Annotated in this window: 16 protein-coding genes; 6 read left to right on the forward strand and 10 right to left on the reverse strand. The window is 61.3% G+C overall.

Annotated elements, in window-relative coordinates; translation table 11 throughout:
* Positions 1 to 2: 2 nt before the first annotated feature.
* A complete protein-coding gene (locus tag C4J86_RS15940) occupies positions 3 to 1,703 on the reverse strand; it encodes a glutamine--tRNA ligase/YqeY domain fusion protein (protein ID WP_124371109.1) in 1,701 nt (566 codons plus the stop codon).
* 248 nt (positions 1,704 to 1,951) lie between these two features.
* Between C4J86_RS15940 and C4J86_RS15945 the strand changes: the two genes are divergently transcribed.
* Together C4J86_RS15945 and lpxH are read left to right on the forward strand one after the other, a co-directional pair.
* On the forward strand, positions 1,952 to 2,458 hold the full coding sequence (locus tag C4J86_RS15945) for a peptidylprolyl isomerase (protein WP_065877469.1): 507 nt from the start codon (positions 1,952 to 1,954) through the stop codon (positions 2,456 to 2,458).
* Positions 2,455 to 3,204, forward strand: coding sequence for a UDP-2,3-diacylglucosamine diphosphatase (gene lpxH, locus C4J86_RS15950; RefSeq protein ID WP_124371110.1), 750 nt, complete (start codon positions 2,455 to 2,457; stop codon positions 3,202 to 3,204). Before C4J86_RS15945 ends, lpxH begins: the two co-directional genes overlap by 4 nt.
* A gap of 153 nt (positions 3,205 to 3,357) precedes the next feature.
* Here lpxH and C4J86_RS15955 read toward each other — a convergent pair whose 3' ends face one another.
* The 8 genes from C4J86_RS15955 to C4J86_RS15990 form a co-directional block, all read right to left on the reverse strand.
* Positions 3,358 to 4,887, reverse strand: a complete 1,530-nt coding sequence (locus C4J86_RS15955) for a DHA2 family efflux MFS transporter permease subunit (RefSeq protein ID WP_124367467.1) — start codon at positions 4,885 to 4,887, stop codon at positions 3,358 to 3,360.
* Entirely contained in the window at positions 4,887 to 6,086 is a 1,200-nt protein-coding gene (locus C4J86_RS15960; RefSeq protein WP_124371111.1) for an efflux RND transporter periplasmic adaptor subunit, read from the reverse strand. Before C4J86_RS15960 ends, C4J86_RS15955 begins: the two co-directional genes overlap by 1 nt.
* 15 nt (positions 6,087 to 6,101) lie before the next feature.
* Positions 6,102 to 7,553: an efflux transporter outer membrane subunit gene (locus C4J86_RS15965; protein WP_124371112.1), complete on the reverse strand. Its 1,452-nt coding sequence runs from the start codon at positions 7,551 to 7,553 to the stop codon at positions 6,102 to 6,104.
* Positions 7,553 to 8,023 (reverse strand): MarR family winged helix-turn-helix transcriptional regulator, encoded by a 471-nt coding sequence (locus C4J86_RS15970; protein ID WP_124371113.1) that lies wholly within the window; start codon positions 8,021 to 8,023, stop codon positions 7,553 to 7,555. Before C4J86_RS15970 ends, C4J86_RS15965 begins: the two co-directional genes overlap by 1 nt.
* A gap of 248 nt (positions 8,024 to 8,271) precedes the next feature.
* Positions 8,272 to 9,420 (reverse strand): DDE-type integrase/transposase/recombinase, encoded by a 1,149-nt coding sequence (locus C4J86_RS15975; RefSeq protein ID WP_124369216.1) that lies wholly within the window; start codon positions 9,418 to 9,420, stop codon positions 8,272 to 8,274.
* 121 nt (positions 9,421 to 9,541) lie between these two features.
* Positions 9,542 to 13,228 (reverse strand): translocation/assembly module TamB domain-containing protein, encoded by a 3,687-nt coding sequence (locus C4J86_RS15980; protein ID WP_124371114.1) that lies wholly within the window; start codon positions 13,226 to 13,228, stop codon positions 9,542 to 9,544.
* The gene (locus C4J86_RS15985; protein WP_124371115.1) at positions 13,228 to 14,955 is read right to left on the reverse strand and encodes an autotransporter assembly complex family protein; all 1,728 of its coding nucleotides are present in this window, start codon (positions 14,953 to 14,955) and stop codon (positions 13,228 to 13,230) included. The genes C4J86_RS15980 and C4J86_RS15985 overlap by 1 nt, the downstream gene beginning before the upstream one ends.
* 64 nt (positions 14,956 to 15,019) lie before the next feature.
* Positions 15,020 to 15,670 carry an N-acetyltransferase gene (locus C4J86_RS15990; protein WP_124371116.1) on the reverse strand — a complete coding sequence of 217 codons (651 nt, stop codon included), beginning with the start codon at positions 15,668 to 15,670 and terminating at the stop codon, positions 15,020 to 15,022.
* 169 nt (positions 15,671 to 15,839) lie between these two features.
* Between C4J86_RS15990 and xthA the strand changes: the two genes are divergently transcribed.
* The gene (gene xthA, locus C4J86_RS15995; RefSeq protein ID WP_124363347.1) at positions 15,840 to 16,652 is read left to right on the forward strand and encodes an exodeoxyribonuclease III; all 813 of its coding nucleotides are present in this window, start codon (positions 15,840 to 15,842) and stop codon (positions 16,650 to 16,652) included.
* A gap of 198 nt (positions 16,653 to 16,850) precedes the next feature.
* Complete coding sequence (locus tag C4J86_RS16000) at positions 16,851 to 18,182, forward strand: substrate-binding domain-containing protein (protein WP_124371117.1); 1,332 nt, start codon at positions 16,851 to 16,853, stop codon at positions 18,180 to 18,182.
* 123 nt (positions 18,183 to 18,305) lie between these two features.
* Here C4J86_RS16000 and C4J86_RS16005 read toward each other — a convergent pair whose 3' ends face one another.
* Positions 18,306 to 19,535 (reverse strand): acyl-CoA dehydrogenase, encoded by a 1,230-nt coding sequence (locus tag C4J86_RS16005; RefSeq protein WP_124363349.1) that lies wholly within the window; start codon positions 19,533 to 19,535, stop codon positions 18,306 to 18,308.
* Positions 19,536 to 19,686: 151 nt separating this feature from the next.
* On the opposite strand from C4J86_RS16005, the gene C4J86_RS16010 reads away from it, so the two are divergent.
* Positions 19,687 to 20,622: a LysR family transcriptional regulator gene (locus C4J86_RS16010; RefSeq protein ID WP_124371118.1), complete on the forward strand. Its 936-nt coding sequence runs from the start codon at positions 19,687 to 19,689 to the stop codon at positions 20,620 to 20,622.
* Between the two features lie 114 nt (positions 20,623 to 20,736).
* Positions 20,737 to 21,129, forward strand: a complete 393-nt coding sequence (locus tag C4J86_RS16015; RefSeq protein WP_124363351.1) for a MerR family DNA-binding transcriptional regulator — start codon at positions 20,737 to 20,739, stop codon at positions 21,127 to 21,129.

Raw genomic sequence — 21,129 nt, forward strand, 5'->3', positions numbered from 1 at the left:
AATCACTGGCCCCACGAATCACGCAAGGTCACGGTACGGTTGAATACCGGCGCACCAGGTTTGGAGTCCTTGATATCCGCGCAGAAGTAACCTTCGCGCTCGAACTGGAACCGGTCTTCCGGCTGTGCGTCGCCAAGCGATGGCTCGGCACGACAACCCGTGAGAACTTGCAGCGAATCTGGGTTGATGTTGTCGAGGAAGCTTGCGCTGTCTTCGGCTTTCTCAGGGTTCGGCGAGCGGAACAGCCGATCGTACAGGCGCACTTCGCATTCGATGCTGGCAGCGGCCGGTACCCAGTGGACCACGCCCTTGACCTTGCGGCCTTCGGGGTTCTTGCCCAGGGTGTCCGGGTCGTACGAGCAGCGCAGTTCGACGATGTTGCCATCGGCGTCCTTGATGGTTTCATCGGCACGGATCACGTAGCTGCCGCGCAGGCGCACTTCGCCGTTGGGTTCCAGGCGTTTGTAGCCCTTTGGCGGCTCTTCCATGAAGTCATCGCGGTCGATGTAGATTTCACGCGCGAATGGCAGCTTGCGCACGCCCAACTCTTCTTTCTGCGGATGACGCGGCAGTTCGAGGTTTTCGACCTGGTCTTGCGGGTAGTTGGTGATCACGACCTTCAACGGACGCAACACGCACATGGCACGCGGGGCATTGGCGTCGAGGTCCTGGCGGATGCTGAACTCGAGCATGCCGAAGTCAACCACACCGTCGGAACGGTTGGTGCCGACCATCTCGCAGAAATTGCGGATCGACGCCGGGGTGTAGCCGCGACGGCGGAAGCCCGACAGGGTCGACATGCGCGGGTCGTCCCAGCCGAACACATGCTTTTCATCCACCAGTTGCTTGAGCTTGCGCTTGCTGGTGATGGTGTAGTTCAGGTTCAGGCGGCTGAACTCGTACTGGCGCGGCTGTGCCGGCACCGGCAGGTTGCTCAGGAACCACTCGTACAGCGGACGGTGGCTTTCGAACTCCAGGGTGCAGATGGAGTGGGTGATGCCTTCGATGGCGTCCGACTGACCGTGGGTGAAGTCATAGTTGGGGTAGATGCACCACTTGTCACCGGTCTGGTGGTGGTGGGCATGGCGGATGCGGTACATGATCGGGTCGCGCAGGTTCATGTTCGGCGAGGCCATGTCGATCTTGGCGCGCAGCACGCGGGCGCCATCCGGGAACTCACCGGCACGCATGCGGGCGAACCAGTCGAGGTTCTCTTCTACCGAACGGTCGCGGAACGGGCTGTTCTTGCCCGGCTCGGTCAGGGTGCCGCGGTATTCCTTGGCCTGCTCCGGGCTCAAGTCGTCGACGTAGGCCTTGCCGGCCTTGATCAGCTCGACGGCCCAGTCGTGCAACTGGTCGAAATATTGCGAGGCATAGCGCACTTCACCGGACCATTCGAAACCCAGCCATTTCACGTCGCTTTCGATGGCGTCGATGTATTCCTGGTCTTCCTTGGCCGGGTTGGTGTCGTCGAAACGCAGGTGCGTGACGCCGCCGAATTCCTGGGCCAGGCCGAAGTTCACACAGATCGACTTGGCGTGACCGATGTGCAGGTAGCCGTTGGGCTCTGGCGGGAAACGGGTGACGATCTGCGTGTGCTTGCCCGAATCCAGGTCCGCCTGGATGATCGGGCGCAGGAAATTGACCGGGACGGCAGGTCCGGCCTTGGAATTCGAGGTAGGGTCGACAGTGGGCTTGCTCATAGGATCCTTGAACAGACAGGTTCGTGGCCGGGTGAGGCCAGATAAAACAAAGGGCTTATCATAGCCGAACCTGTCAACCGCCTGACAGAGCGCGGTCAAAAACTGCTGCTTTAATTGCCTTGGCGGTAAAAAACCACCTCGAAATTCCTGCAGGGCACGCTAAACTGCGCGACTTGGCCGCCGTTTAGCCAGGCAGGTAAAGCGTTTATTCGCCCAACCCCACGAATTCCCTGAAAAGAGTAGTGAACATGACTCAAGTCAAACTGACCACCAACCACGGTGACATCGTCATCGAGCTGAACGCCGAGAAAGCGCCGATCACCGTCGCCAACTTCATCGAGTACGTCAAAGCCGGCCACTACGAAAACACCGTTTTCCACCGTGTCATCGGCAACTTCATGATCCAGGGCGGCGGTTTCGAGCCCGGCATGAAAGAGAAGAAAGACAAGCGTCCAAGCATCCAGAACGAAGCGGACAACGGCCTTTCCAACGACAAGTACACCGTCGCCATGGCCCGTACCATGGAGCCGCATTCGGCCTCCGCGCAGTTCTTCATCAACGTGGCCGACAACGCCTTCCTCAACCACAGCGGCAAGAACGTGCAGGGTTGGGGTTACGCGGTGTTCGGTAAAGTCACCGCAGGCACCGACGTTGTCGACAAGATCAAAGGCGTGTCCACCACTTCCAAGGCCGGCCACCAGGACGTTCCAGCCGAAGACGTGATCGTAGAGAAAGCCGAGATCATCGAAGCGTGATATTGCTGATTTCAGATTTGCATCTGGAAGAGGAACGCCCGGACATCACCCGGGCGTTTCTGGATCTGCTCCACGGCCGCGCCCGTGGCGCCCAGGCGTTGTACATTCTGGGCGACTTCTTCGAAGCCTGGATTGGCGACGATGGGATGACACCGTTCCAGCGCTCGATCTGCGCCGCACTGCGCGAACTGAGCGACAGCGGCACCCCGATTTTCATCATGCACGGCAACCGCGATTTCCTGATCGGCAAGGCGTTCTGCAAAGCGGCAGGCGCAACGCTGCTCAAGGACCCGAGTGTCGTGCAGCTCGCCGGCGAACCCGTGCTGCTGATGCACGGCGACAGCCTCTGCACCCGCGACCTCGGCTATATGAAGCTGCGGCGCATTCTGCGCAACCCGCTGGTGCTGTTCATCCTGCGCCACCTGCCCCTGCGCACCCGCCACCGGCTGGCACGCAAGCTGCGCAGTGAAAGCAGCGCCCAGGTACGGATGAAGGCCAACGACATTGTCGACGTCACGCCGGAAGAAGTGCCACGGGTCATGCAACACTTTGGCGTGCACACCCTCGTTCACGGCCACACCCACCGCCCCGCCATTCATAAGCTGCAAATTGGTGACCAGGCGGCCAGGCGCATTGTGCTGGGGGACTGGGACAAGCAAGGGTGGGCGTTGCAGGTGGATGAGCAGGGCTTTCAACTGGCGGCGTTTGACTTCGTCAATCCGCAGTTGGCATTGCCTGGCGCCTAAACTTCAAACATCACCTATTGAATGTAAACAGAGATCAAAATGTGGGAGGGGCTTGCTCCCGATAGCAGTGGGTCAGTCAGCCAATCTGTAACTGACCCACCGCCATCGGGAGCAAGCCCCCTCCCACATTTGATTGCATTTCACTCTTGAAGGTCAGTGCCCGGACGCTTCCGGCCCGGCCTTGGCGCCAAACGGCGGCTTGGCCAGCCACACCAGCAGCATCAACCCCACGAAGACCCACCCCATCAACGTGAAGTAATCCACGGTAGACATCATGTACGCCTGGCTGGTGAGAATCTGGTCCAGTTGCGCATAGGCCTTGTGCCCTGCCCCACCCAGCGCCTGCACGGCATCGCGCGTGGTCGAGTCATAGACGGTCATGTTCTCGCTCATGTAGGCATGGTGCTGGTCGGCGCGGCGAATCCAGATCCAGGTGGTGAGCGACGCCGCGAAGCTGCCGCCCAGGGTCCGCAGGAAGGTCGCCAGACCGGCGCCGTCGGCAATCTGCTGCGGCGGCAGGTCGGACATCAGGATGCTCAAGGTCGGCATGAAGAACAGCGCCACGCCGATACCCATGAACAACTGCACCAGAGCGATGTGCTGGAAATCCACCTCGTTGGTGAAGCTCGCACGCATGAAACAGCTCAAGCCCATCGCCAGGAATGACAGCCCCGCCAGCAGGCGCAAGTCGAACTTGTGCGCGTACTTGCCCACGAACGGCGACATCAGCACCGGCAGAATACCGATCGGCGCCACCGCCAAGCCGGCCCAGGTGGCGGTGTAGCCCATCTGGGTCTGCAGCCATTGCGGCAGGATCAGGTTGATGCCGAAGAAACCCGCATAGCCGCCGACCAACACAATGGTGCCGATACGGAAGTTGCGGTAGGCAAACAAGCGCAGGTTGACCACCGGGTGCTTGTCGGTCATTTCCCAGATGACGAATACCGCCAGGGCGATCACCGAAATGGCCGCACCGATGATGATGAAGTTGGACTCGAACCAATCCAGGTCATTGCCCTTGTCGAGGATGATCTGCAAGGCGCCGACGCCGACGATCAGGCTGAGCAGCCCGACGTAATCCATCGGTTGATGGCTGGTCTGCACCGGGCGTTTCTTGAGCTGCGCACGCACCACCATCACCGCAAAGATGCCGATGGGCACGTTGATGAAGAAGATCCATGGCCAACTGTAGCTGTCGGTGATCCAGCCGCCGAGGATCGGCCCGGCAATCGGCGCCACCACCGTGACCATCGCCAGCAACGCCAGAGCCATGCCGCGCTTGGCCGGCGGGTACACCGCAATCAGCAAGGTCTGCGTCATCGGGTACAGCGGCCCGGCGACCAAGCCCTGCAGCACGCGAAAGCCGATCAACTCGGGCATCGAGGTGGAAATACCGCACAGGAACGACGCCAGCACGAACAGCAGGGTCGCCCACAGAAACAGCTTCACCTCGCCGAAGCGCCGGCTCAACCAACCGGTGAGCGGCAAGGCAATGGCGTTGCTCACCGCAAACGAGGTAATGACCCAGGTGCCCTGCTCCGAACTCACGCCCAGGTTGCCGGAAATGGTCGGCAACGCCACGTTGGCGATAGTGGTGTCGAGCACCTGCATGAAGGTCGCCAGCGACAGCCCGATAGTGGCCATCACCAGGCTGGGCGGCGTGAACGAGGCGTTATTGCTCATCAGCGTTGCGCAGCCTTGGGAGCGGCGACGCTGTTGTCATGGATCAACTGATTGATCATGGCATCGGCTTCGGCCAATTGGCGGTCATACACGTTGGTGGTAAACGAAGCCTTCTGCGGCGCCTGTTGCGCCAGCACCGGGCCGCTCTGGTCATGCAGGTCCACGTTGACCACGGTACTCAAGCCGACCCGCAACGGGTGCTTGGCCAGCTCTTCGGCGTTGATATGGATGCGCACCGGCACCCGCTGCACGATCTTGATCCAGTTACCGGTGGCGTTCTGCGCGGGCAGCAAGGCAAACGCGCTGCCAGTGCCAGCGCCCAGGCTGTCGACGGTGCCGCTGTATTTCACATCGCTGCCGTAAATGTCCGATTCGATATCCACCGGCTGGCCGATGCGCATATCACGCAGCTGGGTTTCCTTGAAGTTGGCATCGATCCACAACTGGTCCAGCGGAATCACCGCCATCAGCGCGGTACCCGGTTGCACGCGCTGGCCCAGTTGCACGGTGCGCTTGGCCACATAGCCGGTGACCGGGGCGATCAAGGTGCTGCGCGCGTTGGCCAGGTAAGCCTGGCGCAGTTGCGCGGCGGCCGCCTGCACATCCGGGTGGGACGAAATCACCGTGTCATCCACCAGGGCATTGCTGGTTTTGAGTTGCTGCTCAAGGTTGGTCAAGGCGTTTTTGGCGGCGGTCAGGCTGTCACGGGCGTGGGACAATTCTTCCTGGGAGATCGCTCCGCCCTGGGCCAGCGTCTTACGCCGGTTGTAGTTATCCTGGGCCGTCTGCACGTCCGCTTTCTGCGCGTTGACCTGGGCTTTCATCCCATCGACATTGCTGTACAAGCCGCGGACCTGGCGCACGGTACGGGCCAGGTTGGCCTGGGCACTTTGCAGGCCGACGGCGGCGTCGTTGGGATCGAAATTGACCAGCACCTGGCCTTCATGGACCAGGTCGCCATCATCGGCACCAATGCTGACCACGGTGCCGGTGACCAGCGGGGTGATTTCCACCACGTTGCCATTCACATAGGCGTCATCGGTGCTTTCGTTGAAGCGCCCGTAGAACTCGTACCAGGCCCAGACGCCAATGACACCGAGGATGACGATCAGCGCCAGGCCGATCAGCATGACTTTGCGTTTGCGCGGGTTGTTGTCTTTGGTTTGTTCGGGTGCGGTGTTGCTGTCGGCAGTGGCCATGACAAATACCTCAAATTATTCCGTGCGGTTGGCTGGGGTGGTCGCGGCCACGTTGCTGGCGTTGAACCCGCCACCCAGGGCCTGCATCAATTGAATCGACAGATCGATCTGCGCAGCATTCAAGGTCGCCAACTGACGCTGGGCCTGCAGCAGTTGCTGCTCGATGCTGAGCACATCCAGATAGTTACCGATGCCGGAGCTGTAGCGCTGCACCCCGGTGTCGTAGGACTGCTGGGCGATATCCGCGGCGTGTTGCTGCGCCTGGATCTGCCGCCCGGTATCGCGCAGTTGCGACAGGGTGCTGCCGATGTCGCCCAGGGCTTGCACCAGGGTTTTGTTGTACTGGGCCACGGCCAGGTCGTAATCGGCGTCGCGGGCGTCGAGGTCGGCGCGCAGGCGGCCACCGTCGAAGATCGGCAGCGATATCGTCGGCGCGATATTGAAGAAGCGGCTGGCCGAACCGAACATGGCGTCGCCCAACAACGATTCGGCGCCGGCGCTCGCGCTCAGGTTGAGGTTGGGGTAGAAACGGGTCTTGCTGGCGGCGATGTCCTTGCTCGCAGCTTCTACCCGCCAGCGCGCGGCGACCAGGTCCGGGCGCCGGCCGAGCAGCTCGGCGGGCAACACCGACGGCACGGCGACCGCCGTGGGTTTCAGTACATTCGGGCGCGCCAGTTCGTTACCACGGTCCGGGCCTTTACCGAGCAGCACGGCCAGGGCGATTTTGGCGCTTTGCAGTTGTTTTTCCGCATCGATCAACTGCGACTGGGAGCTGGCTTCCAGGCTTTCGGTTTGCTGGTATTGGTATTCGCTGTCGATGCCGGAACTCAGGCGACGCTTGCTCAGGTCGAGCATCTGGCGGGTGCGCTTGAGGTCGTCGGCAGCCAGGTCACGCACGATATGCGCCTGGCCCAGATCGCTGTAGGCCTTGGCCACGTTGGCGGCCAGGGTCAGGCGCGCGGCCTGCTGGTCGACTTCGGCGGCGCGAGCCTGGCCCAGGGCGGCTTCCCAGGCGGCGCGCTGGCCGCCCCACAGGTCGAAGTTGTAATTGAAGCTGGCGCCGATGTTGCGCACCGTCGAATAGGCATCGCCCTCCCCGCGCGGGTCCTGGTCCTTGGCCAGCCGCGAACGGCTGACACCGGCGCTGGCATCCACGGTGGGCATGCGCGCGGCGTTGGCGGCATAGGCCGCAGCTTCGGCCTGGTGCGCACGGGCACTGGCGACCTGCATATCGGGGCTGTGTTGCAGGGCTTCCTGGATCAGGCCGTCGAGCTGTGGGTCGCCGAGGCTTTTCCACCAGTCGGCGGCCGGCCAGGCGGCGCTGGACAGGCTGACACCGCTCAGGGATTTGCCGGTTTGCAAGCTATTGGCGTCGAGGCGTTTGCCTTGGGTGTCAAGGCCGCTGTAGTTGGCACAACCGGCCAACGTCATCGCCATCAGCACCAGGCTGAATGCGCGTGTGTTCATCATTGTCCTACCCGCTGAAGGGTGATGGGATCACCCGCAGCTATCAGAATTTTCTTGAGGATCCGCTCCAGGGTTTCCAGCTCGCCCGCCTCAAGCACACCGGCCAGTTGGTTGAGGGCCTGGGCACCGATCTGCGGCAGCATGTCTGCCAGGCGTTGGCCGTCGGCGGTGAGCACCAACTGCACCTGGCGGCGGTCCAGGTCGGAACGCTTGCGACTGAGCAGCTTTTTCTGCTCCAACCGGTCGAGCATGCGCGTCATCGAGCCACTGTCCAGGGACAGGTTGCGACACAGCTCGGCCGGCGTGTCGACGCCGAACTGGGCCATGATGATCAACACCTTGAACTGCGCGGCGGTGATGCCGTGGGGTTCCATATGGGTGTCGATGATGCGGTCCTTGAGGATCGCAGCGCGGCCCAGCAACAGCCCGAGGTGGCAGTTGTGGAAGTTTTCAGGGGTGAAATGCGGCATCGGAAGTCACCTTATTACTGCCTAGGCAGTGAATGTGTGACGAGATATTACTGCTTAGGCAGCGAATGTCAAATGGAATAGTTAGGTTGCTTGGTAATTGGCGGAAAGCTTGACTGAAATAAAGAACCAATGTGGGAGGGGGCTTGCCCCCGATGGCTGTGGACCAGTCAGCATATTTTTTGGCTGACCCACCGCTATCGGGGTGTAGAACCGTAGACATCGTTTACAACTGAAACCGGGGACATCGTTTACACATTTGAGGCCTGGACGCGGGTCATACCGCGTCCAAATCTCCCCAAGGGATAATCACATAGGTACAGATCCCAAACATCATCTTCAGCTTCTCTGAGTCCTATCCGTTCCCCAGACAATGCCTCGCTGATAAATACCAACTTGCCGTTCCACTTGATCGACCCGTCCTGTCTGACGCTTCGAACCTTCATTTCGGACGGATACTCCACATCCGGCAAGCATCCTGGGTAAATCCGGGTAGACGGCACATACACGTCCCCTGGACGCTTCATACCGAGCGCTTCATGAGGGCGCACGTAATTGAACTCATGCCTGAAGTGCTCCAGCAAAAGCTGCTGCTCGATTAAGTTTTCTCCTAAGGGCAGCTCCAGTTTCAAGCTACGGTGCATCCGCTCATGGCGACCATTTTGGGCCGGTCTCCCTGGCATGGTGCGCTCCGGATAGATGCCCAGACGTATCCACCAAACTGCCAGCGTGGACATTCTTGCCAGGCCAGGAGAGGCAAACGGAACCCCGTTGTCCGAGCGGATAACTTCGGGCATGCCGTACTCCTGAAACAGTCTCTCAAAGGCGTGTTTAACAGGTTCAGTCTTGATCTTTGAATGAGCCCTGCACGCCAAAATCATCCGGGACGCGTGGTCTGTGATGGTCAAAGGGAAGCACATCTGCGCGTTATGCATTTTGAATTGCCCTTTGTAGTCGGCGCACCACGTCTGGTTAGGTTCGTTGGCCTCGCGCATTGCTACAGGGGAAGTACCGTGTCTGCGCTTGAAGCGCCGCTTTTGGACGAGCCCAAGTCGATCAAGCCATTGGCCTGCTGTACTTGGGGAAGGCCAGGCGATGGAGGGATCTTCAAGTCGCAATAGCTCGAGAAGCTTCTTCGGACCCCATTTATCGTGCGCCTCCTTCATCGCCACCACACGGGCCAGGATTTCATCGTCGGTTTTATTGGGGCTGTTGTGAGGGCGTCGGGACAGTTCGGCTAAAGACTTTAAATCGCCATTGTGCCGGCCGATCCATTTGTCGACGGTAGGCCGACTTACGTTAAAGCGGCGCGCCAGCTGGCTTTTGGTGTAGTTACCAGAAAGCCAGTCAGCGACCAGTCTGATTCGTTGATTCATCGGAGACTCTTGGTTCCAGGGCATGATCAGTTACCTCCTGATCATGCGTATTAACCTGTAAACCATGTCCCCGGTTAGAAATGTAAACGATGTCCCCGGTTTGTACCGGGGCAAGCCCCCTCCCACATTTTTGACCGCGTGATGCTTAGAAATCGCGCTTGTAGAAGATGTCCAGCGAACTGGCCACGCCAGTTGCCACTTCCAGGTACACCTTCTTGCTCAGCAGGTAGCGCAACGCGATGGTGTTGGCCGGTTCGAACACCCCAACCCCGTAACGCAGGCTGAGTTTTTCGTTGATTTTGCCGCTGGCCACCACCGCCGTGCTGTTGCCGCTGCCTTGGGTATCCAGGTCGAAATCCTGGATGCCCAACTTGGTGGCGATGTCTGAGGTCACCCCGGCGCTGCCCATCAGGCCCAGGCCCAGGGCGGCTTCGGCGAGCATGTTGTTGTCTTCACCGTTGTTGGTGCGCGAACGCCCCAGCACCAGGTAGGACAACGCGTCTTCCTGGGCCATGGCGGGCTCGGAGAAGATCTGCGTGGTCGGCTGCTCGGCACTGCCGCTCAACCGAATGCCGGCGGTGACCGTGCGGGAGGACTCGGTGGTCACGCGTACCGCCTCGATATCCAGGAACGGCTGATCCAACGGCCCGGCGAACAACAGGCGCGCACGGCGCACATTCAGGCGCTGGCCGTAGGCCCGGTAACGGCCATCGTTGAGCCACAGTTCGCCACGGGTGTCCATGTTGTCGCCGATATGCACGTGGCCTTGCACTTTGGCGGTGAGGCCGAAGCCGGCGAAGTTGAGTTGGTCTTCGCCCACCTCTACGTCGATATCCATGGCCATCGCCATCGGCGGCTTGCCCTCTTCGGTCTGGCTGCCGACGATCACCGTGTCATCGGACACCTTGACCGTCGACGGCGGCAGCTCGCGCACGGTGATATCGCCGCGCGGGATGTGCACCTTGCCGGCAATCGCCAGCTTGTCGTCCTTGAGGCTGATGTTCAGGTCGGGCGCCACTTCCAATACGGCATAGGGCTCGACCGTCACCGGCAGTTGCGAACCCTTGAGGCTCAGGTCCACCACCAAGGCGCGGCCCCAGTCGATCTGGCCCTTGAGACTGCCCTGCCCGGCCTTGCCACTGTGCCAGGCGCCATTGAGCTGTACGCTTTCGCCGGCAATCAGCGCTTGCACGTTCAGGCCTTCCAGGCTCACCGGCAGCTCGGGTCCGGAGATTTCGCCATCGACCAGATTCACGCTGCCGTTGACCTGGGGTGCGAGCAGGCCGCCGGAAATCCGCCCGTTACCATTGAGCTTGCCGTTGAGTTTTTCCACCATCGGCACGAACGGTCGCGCCACCGCCAGGTCCAGCCCGGTGAGACTGAAATTGCCGGTGATCGGCTTGTTGGCCGGCAGCGGATTGATCTGCGCCTGCAACAGCAACTCGCCGAGCTTGCCGCCACGGAAGTTCAACTGGGTGTCGATGCGCTTGGGGTTGAGGGTGGTTTCCAGCTTGAGGGTGTCGTACGGGAAATCCAGCCACTGATTCTTGTCCTTGACGCGCAGGGTGCCGCCACCGGCGTCCACCGACACCACGCCTTTGGGGCCGCTGGCCGGCAAATCGAGTTGCACGTCGGCATTGAGCCTGCCCTGCCAGGCGAAGTCTTTGGGCAAAAAGCCCGCGAGGCTGTCGAGGGGGAATTGCTTGAGGTGGTAACGCAGCTTCGGCTCGGGCATCAGGCGCTGGTCTTCGCCGCACAGGCTGGCGCCACCGGACACCCAGCAATGGGCGGCAAAGGTCAGCTTGCCATCGGCCAGGCGCTCGATTTTCGCCGGGGCTTGCAGCCGCCAGTCCTGGCCACCCGCTTGCACGTCACCACTGGCCAGGCGCCCGCGCCAGTTGCCTTTATCGAGGTTGCCGTCCAGGGCCAGGGCCAGCTTGAGCAAAGGACCGGCCAGATCCAGTTGGACCTTCTGGCTCTTGATATCACCCTGGGCGCTGGCGGTGAGGGTACCAACCTGGGTCTCGCCGCTCTGGATGCCGCTGCCCTTGAGGTCGATCCTGGCGCGCTGGGCGCTGTCCAGTGTCGCGTCGAGGCTGAGGTTTTGCAGGCGATTGTCGGCCAATGCCAGTTGCTGGCCCTTGAGATCGAGTTTGCCTTGCGGCGCTTTCAGAGTGCCGGTGACATCGACGCGGCCGTTGATCTGCCCGCGCAGTTGCGGCCAGAGCTGGGCCAGGCGGGCCAGCTTGATGTCGATCTGCCCGGCCAGGCGTTGCTGCAGGCTGCCGCTGCCGTTGATGCGGTTGTCGCCCAGGCGGATGTCCAGGTTGGCGAGGGTCCATTGTTCGCCCGCGCCTTCGGCCTTGGCGGCCAGCACGGCGGTTTGCCCGCGCAGACGGCCCTTGAGGTCAAGGTCGGCGTTGAGCTTGAGTTGCCCGTTGTTGAACTGGCCCTGGCTGCGTAACGGCCCGGCCAGGGTGCCAGGCAATTCGGCGACCCAATAGGCCGGGTTCAACGCGGTCAAATCCAATGCGGTGTCCCAGGCGATGCCGTCCGCGAACTGTACGTTCAAACGGCCTTCGGCCTTGCCCTGGCCGGCTGTCAACTTGAGCTCGGGCAGGAAGATTTGCTTGAGGTCGCCACTGAACGGCGTGACCACGTTGAACTTGCCCGCCGGGCCGTCGAGATCGGCCTTGAGGTTGCCCAGGTAGTTGCCGTCTTTATAGGAAACTTCACCGTTGAAGGTGCGCAAGGTTACCTGCGGTTCGTCGATCAGCGGGTACAAGCGATGCCAGGGGAAGTCCAGCCAGGCGATGTTGGCCTCGGCGCTGAAGCCTTGTTGCCAGTCCAGATTGGCGCTGAGCTTGAGGCTTTGCTGGTCGCCAGCAGTCAGGTCCAGGCCGGCGATCTGCGCGCCCTTGGCGTCGACCTTGCCTTGCAGCAGCAGGTCCACCGGGCCTTTTTCCGCCGGTAACAGCGCTTTGCCCAGCAATTGGTAACCGTGTTTCAGGTCGCCCTTGGCGCTCAGGTCCAATTGATTGAGTTGCAAGGTGTCGGGCAGGTCGGCGCTGGGTTTGAAGGCGTCTGCGGTGATGCGCAATTGCGCCGGCAGATTGTCCACCAGCGGCTGCAACTCGCCACTGAGCTTGGCCGGCAGGTAGCCGCTGCTGTCGGCGTCGAGCTTGAGGGTCTTGAGCAAGTCGCCATCGACCTTGAGGGCCACCGTCCACGGTGCGCCGCCCGGTGCGTAAGGCAGGCTGAGATTACCGCTGGCCGTCAAAGGCCAATCGCCGACGGGTTGCAGCAGGCCGGCGAGGTCCAGCACCAGGCCGTCGCGTTGCAGGTGCACGGCGTCGATCTGCATACCTGCGGAGGTCCAGTGCGCCGCCAGTTGCAGGCCCTTGAGTTCTTCACTGCCGTTGAACAACAGGCTACCGACGCGAACGTCGCCCAACTGGATGGCCAGCGGCAGTTTCAGCTCGGGCAACGCGATGGGCCCGCTGCTGCTCGCTTCGGCGCTGGGGGGAAATTGCAGGCTGACCCGCTCCACATCCAGACGATCGATACACAGGGTCATACGCAACAGGCACCCCGGCGACCAATCAAACTTGGGCGCATCAAGCTCGACGCGGCTGCTGTCTTGCTGCCACAGCAGGTGATCGGCGCTCCACTGTCCGCCCAGTCGCCCCTGGAAGTTCTCTATGCTCAAACCCGGCACCTGGCCCAGTGCCCAGCGGCTGCCCGCCTGGGTTCCGAGTACCGACCACAGCGCCAACACCGCCACGGCGAAGATGGCCATCAGGACCAGCCCCGCTATTTTCAAACCACGCATCACAGCTCAGGCCCCATGGAAAAGTGCAATCGAATGCCGCCCGGGTCTTCCAGGGCGTGGGCCAGGTCGAGGCGGATCGGGCCAACCGGCGAGACCCAGCGCACGCCCACACCTACACCGGTTTTCAGGCTGGGCATTTCCAGGGTATTGAACGAGTTGCCCTGGTCGATAAAGGTCGCGATCCGCCATTTTTCGGCGATGGAATATTGATACTCGGCACTCAGCGCCACCATATAGCGGCCGCCGATGCGGTCACCGCGATCGTTTTCCGGTGACAGGGTCTGGTATTCATAGCCGCGCACGCTCTGGTCGCCACCGGCAAAGAAGCGCAGTGACGGCGGCACCGACTTGTAGCCGTTGGTGGCGCTGCCGCCCACTTGCGCGCGGCCCAGGAACCGATGGTTATCCCACAAGGTGGTCAAGCCCTTGATTGTGGCGGTGCCGTACAGCAGATTGGTATCGGAACCGAGCCCTTCCTTGGCGACCTTGCTGTCGAACATCAGGCGATAACCGTTGTGCGGATCGATGCGGTTGTCGCTGCGCAGGTAGGAGTAGCTGATCCCCGGCATCACCAGGTTGCTCAGGCCCGAGTCATTGCCCAGGCGGTATTCTTCACGCTGGTATTTGAGCGAGATAACCCGTGTCCAGCCGCTGGGCAATTTACTGTGCCATTCGGGCCCGACGGTGAGCAGCTTGCTCAGGGTGTCGGTGTTGGCCAGCTCTTCATTCTGGTAACCGCCGGCGAAGCGCAGTTTGTCGGTGAGCGGTGGGTCGAGCGGAACGTCATACCACAGGCCGACGTTCTGCCGTGGCGCCGAAAGCTCGGCCTCCCAGCCATAACTGTGGCCCTGGGGATTGACCCAGTGGCGCGTCCAGTTGGCCTTGCCGCGCGGGCCGACGTCCGTCGAGAAACCCAGGCCCAGGCCCATCGTGCGTGGCTTGCGCGTGTCCAATTGCACGGCCACCGGAATTACGTCATTGGTCGAGGCCGTGGGGCTGGCGTCCACGCGCACGCTGTCGAAGAAGCCACTGCCTTGCAGGTTCTGGTTGAGTTCGGCGATCAGTTCGGAGTCGTAAGGGGTGCCACTTTCAAAGGGCACCATGCGTTGCAGCAGTTCTTCATCGAATGGAGTGTCGCCGCTAAAGCTGACCTTGCCCATGCTGTAGCGTGGGCCGCTGTCGTAAACCAGCTCGATATCGGCGACGCCCGCCTGGGGATCGACGGAGAGTGTCTGACGCGTAAAGCGCCCGCTGAAAAAGCCGTAGCGCGATGCCTGGTTCTGGATCAGACGCTTGGCATCATCGTAATGGCCGTGGTTGAGCACCGCGCCGGGCTTGAGATCGTCACTGGCGGGCACGCGAAAGCCCTTGAGGCTCGCCGCCGGGCCGTCGACCCGCAGGGTGACGTTGCGCAAATGCACGGGCTCGCCGGGGTCGATGGTGAGGATCAGGCGCGGGTTCTTGCCGCCCTGCACATCGCTGGCGATCTGTGGCTGATAGAAGCCCAGGGCCTGGGCCGCTTTGCGCGCCTGCTCCTCGGCGCCACGGCTGAACCGCAGCAGCGCTTCTTCATCACGATCGCCCACCCCGCCGATGTAGCCTTCGATGTTGGCTTTCAGCGCGTCGTTAGAGGGCTTGATCCGCACGTCCAATTCGCTTTGCGCCCATGCGCCGCAGCTTGTGAACAGCAGGATCAAGCCGCTGGTAAATCTTCCTGGAAACTTCATAGGCGCGGATGCTACACGAGCGAGAGAGGAACTTTGAACCCGGATTTGTCTGAATAATTCTGTCTCAAGTCGCTGCAGCACTTAACGGCTGGGGGTTGGGATGGAAAAACACATGCTCCAGCACAGGTCCTACGGCAATTTCACCGATTTCCTCATAGCCCTGGCGCTTATAGAACTCTAGGTAACGGGAATTGCCCGTGTCGAGCACCACGCCCGATGAATGCGGGTCTTCGGCGCACCAATTGTGAACCGCTTCAAGCAATTGTTCGCCGTAGTGGTGGCCCTGCAACTGCGGGTGAATGCCCAGCAATGGCAACACATGCACCGACTCGCTGGGCAGGCACGCCAGGACGGCCTGATGGTATTCAAGATAACGCCGCGTGCCGCGTACCCCGGTGCTCAGCCACATGCGGATTTGCCAGGCCCAGCTCTCGGTGATGCCCAGGCGCCGTTGCGGCGGGGCGATCAGGGCAACGCCGACCAGACGGTCGTTGACGAACAGGCCAATGGCGGGAAGCTTCTGGAAGAAATGTTGCTTTACCAGCTCGCGCACGGTGGCGCGCACCCGCTGTTCATAACCGGGGCGCTCGGCTTCGAAGATGTAGGCGAAGGTCGGTTCGTGACGGTAGGCCTGGTACAGCAGGGAACGCGCTTCGCGGGAATAGCCGCTATTGAGCACACGAATTTCGGCAGCGGCCATCGAAGTGTCAGGCATAACAGTCAATCTCCTGGACGCCACTCAAAGAGGTGGCGTTCTTATGGGTACGAACCTGTGCAGCGCCAGTCGTTCCCAGACATTAGCAGCGCATGCGTCCTACCGCCACGCTGGCCCCCGTCCGACTTGTCGGCTAGCATCGCCCTTTTGTCAGACTGGACTGCCGACCATGAAAATCGTCTCCTTCAATATCAACGGGCTGCGTGCCCGCCCTCATCAGCTGGCGGCGCTGATTGAAAAGCATCAACCGGATGTCATCGGCCTGCAGGAAACCAAGGTCCACGATGACCAGTTCCCGCTGGCCGAAGTCCAGGCGCTGGGCTATCACGTTTATTACCATGGCCAGAAAGGCCACTACGGCGTGGCCCTGCTCTCGCGCAAAGAGGCGTTGAGCCTGCACAAAGGCTTTGCCAGCGATGAAGAAGACGCCCAGCGCCGTTTCATCTGGGGCACCTTCGCCGACGAGAACGGCCACCCGGTCACTGTCATGAACGGCTACTTTCCCCAAGGCGAAAGCCGTGACCACCCCACCAAATTCCCGGCCAAGCAGCGCTTCTACGAAGACCTGCAACAGCTGTTGGAAAGCCAGTTCAGCAACGATCAGGCCCTGGTGGTGATGGGCGACGTGAATATTTCCCCGCAGGACTGCGACATCGGCATCGGCGCCGACAATGCCAAACGCTGGCTGAAAACCGGCAAGTGCAGCTTCCTGCCGGAAGAGCGCGAATGGATGGCCCGCCTGAAAAACTGGGGGCTGGTGGACAGCTTCCGGCACTTGAACCCTGAGGTGACCGACCGCTTCAGCTGGTTCGATTACCGCAGCCGTGGCTTTGAGGATGAGCCCAAGCGCGGGCTGCGCATCGACGTGATCATGGCATCCACCGGCCTGGTGCCTCGGCTCAAGGACGCAGGAGTGGATTACGATTTGCGCGCATTGGAAAAACCGTCGGACCATGCGCCGATCTGGTTGGAGCTGAGCTGATTTCTCTGACTCTACTCGGTCAATGTGGGAGGGGGCTTGCTCCCGATAGCAGTGTGTCAGCCAGCTGATCTGTAGCTGATACACCGCCATCGGGAGCAAGCCCCCTCCCACATTTTGACTTGTGGCGTGACGGTCACATTCCTGCAATCCCACTGACTTAATCTCGCGGCACTCCCTTTGGCTGACGAAGGTGTCGGCATGATGCTGCGCGTTCTATTACTGCTGGCCCTTTTCCCTTTCTTCGCAGTGTCCGCCCCGCTGCCCCTGCCTGACCAAGGCCTGGCATTGCGTATCCAGGGCTCCAACACCATTGGCGCGGGTTTGGTCCCGGCATTGGTCAGGGGCTTGATGGAGCAGCAGGGTTTGCAAGGCGTGCACAGCGAACCCGCCGAGAGCGCCAATGAACAGCGTGTGACCGGCAAGACCCGTGAGGGCAAGACCGTGAGGGTCGACGTCGCCGCCCATGGTTCCAGCACCGGGTTTGCCGCGCTGAAAAACCACAGCGCCGACCTGGCCGCCTCGTCCCGCCCGATCAAGGACAGCGAACGGCTAGACCTCGCGCCCCTCGGCGACCTGAAAAGCCCCGGCGCCGAACACGTGATTGCCATTGATGGCCTGGCGATCATCCTTAACCCGCGTAATCCGCTGAACACCCTCAACACCGAGCAACTGGCGCAGATTTTCAATGGCGAGATCAGCACCTGGGAAACACTCGGCGGCAGTGGCGCAGCTATTCACCTGTACGCGCGGGACGATCAGTCCGGCACCTATGACACCTTCAAGGAACTGGTGCTGAACCGACGCGGCAAACCGCTGGCCACGTCAGCTCGCCGTTTCGAGTCCAGCGAAGCGCTGTCCGATGCGGTCAGCCAAGACCCCCAAGGCATCGGTTTTATCGGCCTGCCCTACGTACGCCAAGCCAAGGCCGTGGCGATTGTCGATGGCGACTCGCAACCGATGCCGGCGCTGAACAGCCTGATCGCCACCGAGGATTACCCGCTGTCACGGCGGTTGTACTTTTATCTGCCGCCGGCGACGCGTAATCCCTGGGCCAAGGCCTTGGTGGACTTTGCCCAAAGCGATCAGGGCCAGGCGATCGTGGCGGCCAACGGCTTTGTCGCCCAGCATGTGCAGGCGATTGGCGTAGCCCCACGCGCCTCGATGCCCGAGGCGTATCAGGCGATTGCGCGCAGCGCCCAGCGCCTGACGGTGAATTTTCGTTTCGAGGAAGGCAGCGCCAGCCTGGACAACAAGGCGCGCCAGGATGTGCAGCGGGTGGTGGCGTATCTGCAAAGCCACGACAAACTGCACAAGCAGGTGACGCTGGTGGGCTTTGGCGATGCCAAGAATGATCCGCAGCGGGCGGCCTTGCTGTCCAAGTTGCGGGCGATGGCGGTGCGCAGGGAGCTGGTGAAAAGCGGCGTGATACTGCGCGATATTCGCGGGTTTGGCGCGCAGATGCCGGTGGCGGCGAATACCGAGGATGAGGGGCGGATCAAGAATCGGCGGGTGGAGGTTTGGGTGTACTGAGGGCTGTTGGACCTTCAGTGACTGAACTGGCCTCATCGGGAGCAAGCCCCCTCCCACATTTTGACTGTATTCACAAATCTAAGTGTGGGAGGGGGCTTGCTCCCGATGGCAGGCGCCGCGGTGCTACTGCCCGCCGCGCATCAGCTCCTTGGGCACATACTTGCCAATCTCGAACTTGCCGATCGCCGCACGGTGCACTTCGTCCGGGCCGTCGGCCAGGCGCAGGGTGCGTTGCATCGCGTACATATAGGCCAGCGGAAAGTCGTTGGAAACGCCAGCGCCGCCGTGAATCTGGATCGCACGGTCGATCACCTTCAGCGCCACGTTCGGCGCGACCACCTTGATCTGGGCGATTTCGCTTTTGGCGACTTTATTCCCCACGGTGTCCATCATGTACGCCGCTTTCAAGGTCAGCAGCCGCGCCATATCAATCTCCATGCGCGAGTCGGCGATCTTGTCGATATTGCCCCCCAGGCGCGCCAGCGGCTTGCCGAACGCGCTGCGGCTGACCGAGCGCTTGCACATCAATTCCAACGCGCGCTCAGCCATGCCGATCGAGCGCATGCAGTGGTGGATACGGCCAGGGCCGAGGCGGCCCTGGGCGATCTCAAACCCACGGCCTTCACCCAGCAGTACGTTTTCGTACGGCACGCGCACGTTGTCGAACAGCACTTCGGCGTGGCCGTGGGGCGCGTCGTCGTAGCCAAATACCGGCAGCGGGCGCAGGATTTTTACGCCGGGAGTGTCCACCGGCACCAGAATCATCGAATGCTGTTGGTGGCGTGGCGCATCCGGGTTGCTCAGGCCCATGAAGATCAGGATCTTGCAGCGCGGGTCGCAGGCGCCGGAGGTCCACCATTTCTTGCCGTTGATCACCCATTCATCGCCCTGGCGTTCGGCGCGGGCAGCCATGTTGGTGGCGTCCGAGGAGGCCACGTCCGGCTCGGTCATGGCGAAGGCGGAACGAATCTCACCGCGCAGCAGCGGTTCCAGCCAGCGTTGTTTCTGCTCTTCATTGGCGTAGCGCACCAGCACTTCCATGTTGCCGGTGTCGGGGGCGGAGCAGTTGAACGGTTCCGGGCCCAACAGCGAGCGGCCCATGATTTCGGCCAGCGGTGCGTATTCGAGGTTGCTCAGGCCGGCGCCCAGCTCGGATTCCGGCAGGAACAGGTTCCACAACCCTTCGGCTTTGGCCCGGGCTTTGAGTTCTTCCATGATCGCAGTGGGCTGCCAGCGGTCACCTTCGCTGACCTGGCGTTCGAACACCGGCTCGGCCGGGTAGACGTAAGCGTCCATGAATGCGCTGACGCGTTCACGCAGTTCCTGAACCTTGGGCGAATAGGCGAAATCCATGAGCAGCTCCCTTCTCTGAGAGGTTGTTTAAGTCATGCAATCGATGCTAGAACAGCGCTGATAATTTACCTAGCCTATTCTCGGCGTGTATTAACATTCATCACCGATATATGATCGGCGTATGAATACCTAACAATAAGAGTGCAACGACATGAATCTGAGCAAGGTCGACCTCAACCTCTTTATCGTCTTTGACGCGATCTATACCGAAGCCAACCTGACCCGTGCCGGGCAGATTGTCGGCATCACCCAGCCGGCGGTGTCCAACGCCCTGGCACGCCTGCGCGAGACCTTCAACGACCCGCTGTTCGTGCGCACCGCCCAAGGCATGGTGCCCACGCCGATGGCACAGAACATCATCGGCCCGGTGCGCAATGCGTTGTCGTTGCTGCGGGTTTCAGTGCAGGAAAGCCGGATTTTCAATCCGCAACAGGCGGCCAAGACCTACCGCATCAGCATGACCGACCTGACCGAAGCGGTCATTCTGCCAGCGCTGTTCCAGCGCCTGCGTCGCCTGGCGCCGGCGGTGGTGATCGAGAGTTTTTTGTCCAAACGCCGCGAAACCACCAAGGAGCTGGCCGCCGGGCGCCTGGACTTTGCCGTGGATGCGCCGCTCAACACCGACCCGCAAGTGCGTCACGTCAAGCTGATGGAAGACCGCTACGTATGCGCCATGCGCAAGGGCCATCCGATGGCAGGCAAGGACAAATTCAGCCTGGATGACTACCTGTCCCTGACCCATATCCATATTTCCAGCCGCCGCAACGGGCTGGGGCATGTCGACCTGGCCCTGGGCAAGATGGGCATCCAGCGCAAGATCGCCCTGCGCTCCCAGCACTACCTGATGGCGTCGCAGGTATTGCAGCAGACCGACATGGTCATGACCGTACCCGAACGCTTCGCCCGCCGCCATGAACTGCACTGGTTCAACCTGCCGGTCAATGATGTGCCAGCGGTGGAAACCCACCTGTACTGGCACGAAAGCACCGACCAGGACCCGGCCAACCGCTGGATGCGCGAGCAGATGATCGAGTTGTGCCAGCAGGTAACGGCCCACGAAAAAAAGCTGGATAAACAACAAGCCTGAGGTGAAGGAGTTCCCCTGTGGGAGGGGGCTTGCCCCCGATGGGCTGCGCAGCAGTCCTTGACGTTTACGTCAACCTGCAATTAGCTTAGCGCCAAGACCTTCCTGAGCACCGCCATGAGCACCACCTACAGCATCTCCGACCTTGCCCGCGAGCTCGATATCACCACCCGCGCCATTCGCTTCTATGAGGAACAAGGCCTGCTGGCCCCGGAACGTCGGGGCCAGGAACGTATCTACTCGGCGCGGGACAAGGTCAGCCTCAAGCTGATTCTGCGCGGCAAGCGCATCGGCTTCTCCCTGGCTGAATGCCGCGAGCTGATCGAACTCTATGACCCCACCAGCGGCAACCACATCCAACTCAACAGCATGCTCGCAAAAATCGCTGAACGCCGCGAGCAGCTCGAGCAACAGTTGCTGGATATCGAACAGATGAAGCTGGAACTGGACACCGCCGAAGAGCGCTGCACCCAGGCCCTGGCAACTACCATGAGCCAGGCCGGCCATTGA

This window comes from Pseudomonas sp. R2-7-07 (assembly GCF_003852355.1).
GTDB lineage: Bacteria > Pseudomonadota > Gammaproteobacteria > Pseudomonadales > Pseudomonadaceae > Aquipseudomonas.

Bases quoted from the DNA above. Each gene is read 5' to 3' on its own strand.
- C4J86_RS16010 (WP_124371118.1), top strand. From the start codon at position 19,687: ATGAATCTGAGCAAGGTCGACCTCAACCTCTTTATCGTCTTTGACGCG.
- C4J86_RS15980 (WP_124371114.1), bottom strand. From the start codon at position 13,228: ATGCGTGGTTTGAAAATAGCGGGGCTGGTCCTGATGGCCATCTTCGCC.
- C4J86_RS15970 (WP_124371113.1), bottom strand. From the start codon at position 8,023: ATGCCGCATTTCACCCCTGAAAACTTCCACAACTGCCACCTCGGGCTG.
- C4J86_RS16005 (WP_124363349.1), bottom strand. From the start codon at position 19,535: ATGGATTTCGCCTATTCGCCCAAGGTTCAGGAACTGCGTGAACGCGTC.
- C4J86_RS15940 (WP_124371109.1), bottom strand. From the start codon at position 1,703: ATGAGCAAGCCCACTGTCGACCCTACCTCGAATTCCAAGGCCGGACCT.
- C4J86_RS15985 (WP_124371115.1), bottom strand. From the start codon at position 14,955: ATGAAGTTTCCAGGAAGATTTACCAGCGGCTTGATCCTGCTGTTCACA.
- C4J86_RS15990 (WP_124371116.1), bottom strand. From the start codon at position 15,670: ATGCCTGACACTTCGATGGCCGCTGCCGAAATTCGTGTGCTCAATAGC.
- C4J86_RS15965 (WP_124371112.1), bottom strand. From the start codon at position 7,553: ATGAACACACGCGCATTCAGCCTGGTGCTGATGGCGATGACGTTGGCC.
- xthA (WP_124363347.1), top strand. From the start codon at position 15,840: ATGAAAATCGTCTCCTTCAATATCAACGGGCTGCGTGCCCGCCCTCAT.
- C4J86_RS15955 (WP_124367467.1), bottom strand. From the start codon at position 4,887: ATGAGCAATAACGCCTCGTTCACGCCGCCCAGCCTGGTGATGGCCACT.
- C4J86_RS15975 (WP_124369216.1), bottom strand. From the start codon at position 9,420: ATGCCCTGGAACCAAGAGTCTCCGATGAATCAACGAATCAGACTGGTC.
- C4J86_RS16015 (WP_124363351.1), top strand. From the start codon at position 20,737: ATGAGCACCACCTACAGCATCTCCGACCTTGCCCGCGAGCTCGATATC.
- C4J86_RS15960 (WP_124371111.1), bottom strand. From the start codon at position 6,086: ATGGCCACTGCCGACAGCAACACCGCACCCGAACAAACCAAAGACAAC.
- C4J86_RS16000 (WP_124371117.1), top strand. From the start codon at position 16,851: ATGATGCTGCGCGTTCTATTACTGCTGGCCCTTTTCCCTTTCTTCGCA.
- C4J86_RS15945 (WP_065877469.1), top strand. From the start codon at position 1,952: ATGACTCAAGTCAAACTGACCACCAACCACGGTGACATCGTCATCGAG.